The following is a 3,304-nucleotide window of genomic DNA, read 5'->3' as shown; positions in this document are numbered from 1 at the left end:
GGCCATAGGGGTCCATCGCAGGTGGAGGACCATAGGGATTGACCGGCGGCCCATAAGGATGAGATGGCGGTGTGGGGGAAGAAGGCGCGCCGTAAGGATCAGGCGGCGGGGTGGGCTGCTGTGGCGCTTGCCCCTCCTGATGAGGTTCCCAACTCATTGGTCTAAGCTCCTTTCCAGCTTCTTACGAGAGATCGATCACTCCATCAGATGAATGGATACAGGCTTTTCAATGATAACATAACGTCACAGGTTGCGTCTACTACAATTGCTCATCCTCATGCTTGCCAGCACAATCATATCATGCCTATAATCAAGAGAAAAAGCCGCTCTCTCGTCCACTCATCCCTCACAAAAAAAGAGTATCCAGCCTCTTTGAGGCAGATTTATCTAGTACTGAGCCTTGGGAGTCAGTATCGGCTGGAAGAGAGACTCACATCTGTTGCTAGAAAGAAGGGGAAGAAAGGCCTATGGCCTGGGCAATTCTGACCGCTGCCTTTTTAGCCTCAGCGGTCGAATTTGTTGAAGCCTTCACTATTGTGCTCGTTGTGGGATTGACGATCAACTGGCGCAGCGCGCTAGCCGGCGTTGTGGGGGCTGGAGCCACACTGGCTCTGCTGGTAGCTGCTTTGGGTGTGGCGCTCGTCTACTGGATTCCACTCAGCCTGCTACGTCTGGTGATTGGCATCCTGCTCATTCTCTTCGGCCTCAAGTGGCTCAAGAAAGCTCTCCTACGCTACAGTGGCCTCAAGCCGCTGCACGACGAAGAAGCCATTTTTGAAGAACAGATGGCCGCCTTGCGAGCGCGCGGAGAGCGTCCACGTCCACGTCTAGAGCCATTTGGGGTAGCCCTCTCTTACAAAACAGTTCTGCTAGAGGGCTTAGAGGTAGCCTTTATCGTGATCTCCTTTGGCAGCAGCGCCATCACCCCCAACTGCAGCGCTGGCTGCGCTCTGGGCACAGCCTCCCTTGGAGCCGCGGCTGCCGGGCTACTAGTCGTCCTGATCGGGCTGCTGCTCCAGGCTCCTCTGAAGCAGGTGCCTGAGAACACGCTCAAGTTCCTGGTCGGGATCATGCTCACGACCTTTGGCACCTTCTGGGGAGGCGAGGGTCTGGGTCTCAGTTGGCCGCTGGCTGATGCCTTCCTGTTGATTCTAGCCGCCTTCTATTTGCTCTGTTCGGCCCTGCTCGTCCTCTGGCTCAAGAGCCTGGCCCGGCGGCGCGCCGCTCTCGACCTCGGCCCCACCAGCTTACCTGGAAAGGGGGGAGACTGATGCTCTCGCGACTGCTCAAGCCGCTCAAAGCCCTCTACCTGTTTCTTGTCGGCGACCCTATCATTCTGAGCGGTGTCGTCCTGCTCTTTGTCCTCCTTTTGCTCCTGCCGACGGGTATGCAGCCGCTCCATGCTGTGCTGCTGGTGGTCGCCTTACCAATAATCCTGGCCGCCTCGCTCTGGCGCGAGCTCCACTAGGGCAGGGCCGACAGCACAAGGGAGCGAGGGGAAGAAAAGCAAGGTTCTGCCAGGAGCGGATGACCTGGAGCAAGTCCCCCATCCGCCCCTGGGCAGTCCTGCACAGAGAGAGGGAAAGAAGAAAGGACACTCGCCTCGGCAACCGAGCGAAGCTGCAAGAATTAGATCCAAATGTCTGAAGTGCAGTCACCGCCAGGATAGCGCATTTCATGCGCGCGCGCTGGCCCCGCTGGCTCTTGGCCGAAGTCGACATAGAGGATCTCGTTGATCTTCATGCCGCCGTGCTCGGGATCGCAGTCGATCTGAAGCAGGTAGGAGCCACGCTTAGCCAGCTCTGGATAAAACTGATTATCCCAGCTACTATAGAGCGAGTTGGTCACATAGAGCCGGCGCCCGTCAAGGCTGAGCTGCAACATCTGCGGGCCACCGACCAGCTCATGACCCTTAACCGGCTGGGCCTTCCCGAGCAGACCACCGCACCAGACCTGGCCGGTCAGACGTGGATGGGCTGGGTCGCTAATGTCGTACTGGCGGATGTCACCGTGCAGCCAGTTCGAAAAATAGAGATAGCGGTCGTCCATCGAGACCAGCAGATCGGTGATGAGCGAAGGAACCGGGAAAGGCCAGCCTTCCAGCTCAACTGAGGGGACCTCAATAACCGGCTGCACCTGCCAGCTCCCGTTGAGGCGTTCCCAGTGCCAGATGACGCTGCTGAGAGCGGCACCAACAAAGCCATGTGTGCTGTCAGGATTGTGATGGAAACGCACCTCCAACGGGATCAGGCCCTTTTCGCCGAGGTCGACGCTCTGGACAATCTCATGGCGCTGCCAGTCCCAGAAATGGATCTGGCGCCCGTACTTGCCAGCCTGCACATCCTCCAGCTTAAAGCCATCGAAGTAGGTCTTCGGCGCCCCCCACTCGCTGCTAACCATGACATTATGGCGTGGCTGGTACCAGAAGTCGTAGTTGAAGCGCATGCCGTCGGCCTTGTGCTCCCAGCGCCCAGCAATGCGAAACTCCTCGTCCAGCAGTAGGAAGCCGCCAGGCCCATTGCCCTCAGCATCTCCCAGCATCGAGATCATGACATGACCATCGGGCAGACAGTGCACAGTGTGCGGGGCGCTGAGATTGGTCTTGGCCTTGATCTCCTCCGGCTCGATCACCTTGTGGAGCTTGGGCGCACGCTCGTCCTGTGTGTCAACAATGTAGATGCGGCTGGAGCGATTGCCCGGAATAACCAGGAAGCGCCGCGATTTATGGGCGTCGCCGTGGCAGGAGCTACAGGCGTTCCAGCCGAAGTGGTGCAGCTCGTCGCCGACGTAGGGCATCACGGTGCGGTGGATCACCTGCGAGTAGGTGGGCGAGCTGGGATCAACGTCGATGGTCGCCAGGTAGTCGGGGGCCTCCACGTCGGTCCCAACATGCAGCGCAATGGCATAAAGCACCTTCTCCCGTGGCCCCCTGATGGCTTCTTCAGGCGAGGCGTAGCCCGGCCCACAGGCAGCCCCATTATGCTCATGATGCTCATGCTCATGGTGCTGCCCAGCTACGTGCTGGTATGCGTGTTCGTGGGCGTGTTCGTGGGCATGTTCGTGGGCATGTTCGTGCCGCTGTTCTTCTGCACTCATCGTTTGCTCTCCTCTGGCTGCCTTACCTGGCCGGCGGGCAAGTCTACAGCTCGCTCGCTGCTCAACGCCAGGCCCGTCGGCGCTCCGACAACTCATTACATGATTTAGTTTATCTATAAAATCAACAATACGCAAGGGGGAAAAAGCGCCGCCACAGACAGGGCGGCGCCAGCCTACCGGCCTGCGTGGGTGTAGTCGAGCAGGGCAG

The 3,304-nt window shown here is 58.8% G+C and carries 3 protein-coding genes; 2 read left to right on the top strand and 1 reads right to left on the bottom strand.

Translation table 11 applies throughout. From position 1 onward, the window contains the following. The first annotated feature begins 467 nt into the window (after positions 1 to 467). Both IRZ24_RS18490 and IRZ24_RS18485 read left to right on the top strand, forming a co-directional pair. Entirely contained in the window at positions 468 to 1,271 is an 804-nt protein-coding gene (locus tag IRZ24_RS18490; protein WP_297167625.1) for a hypothetical protein, read from the top strand. After that, positions 1,271 to 1,468 carry a hypothetical protein gene (locus tag IRZ24_RS18485; RefSeq protein WP_297167622.1) on the top strand — a complete coding sequence of 66 codons (198 nt, stop codon included), beginning with the start codon at positions 1,271 to 1,273 and terminating at the stop codon, positions 1,466 to 1,468. Before IRZ24_RS18490 ends, IRZ24_RS18485 begins: the two co-directional genes overlap by 1 nt. Positions 1,469 to 1,629: 161 nt before the next feature. Here IRZ24_RS18485 and IRZ24_RS18480 read toward each other — a convergent pair whose 3' ends face one another. Further along, positions 1,630 to 3,096, bottom strand: a complete 1,467-nt coding sequence (locus IRZ24_RS18480) for a selenium-binding family protein (RefSeq protein WP_297167619.1) — start codon at positions 3,094 to 3,096, stop codon at positions 1,630 to 1,632. Between the last annotated feature and the right edge of the window lie 208 nt (positions 3,097 to 3,304).

It is taken from the genome of Thermogemmatispora sp. (genome assembly GCF_019683755.1).
In the GTDB taxonomy this organism is placed as follows: Bacteria; Chloroflexota; Ktedonobacteria; order Ktedonobacterales; family Ktedonobacteraceae; genus Thermogemmatispora.
Note: the sequence above shows the minus strand (reverse complement) of the source record. Positions and strands in the feature narration are given on the sequence as shown.

Excerpts from the sequence above, each read along its gene's own strand:
- IRZ24_RS18480 (WP_297167619.1), bottom strand. The coding sequence starts at position 3,096 with ATGAGTGCAGAAGAACAGCGGCACGAACATGCCCACGAACATGCCCAC.
- IRZ24_RS18490 (WP_297167625.1), top strand. The coding sequence starts at position 468 with ATGGCCTGGGCAATTCTGACCGCTGCCTTTTTAGCCTCAGCGGTCGAA.
- IRZ24_RS18485 (WP_297167622.1), top strand. The coding sequence starts at position 1,271 with ATGCTCTCGCGACTGCTCAAGCCGCTCAAAGCCCTCTACCTGTTTCTT.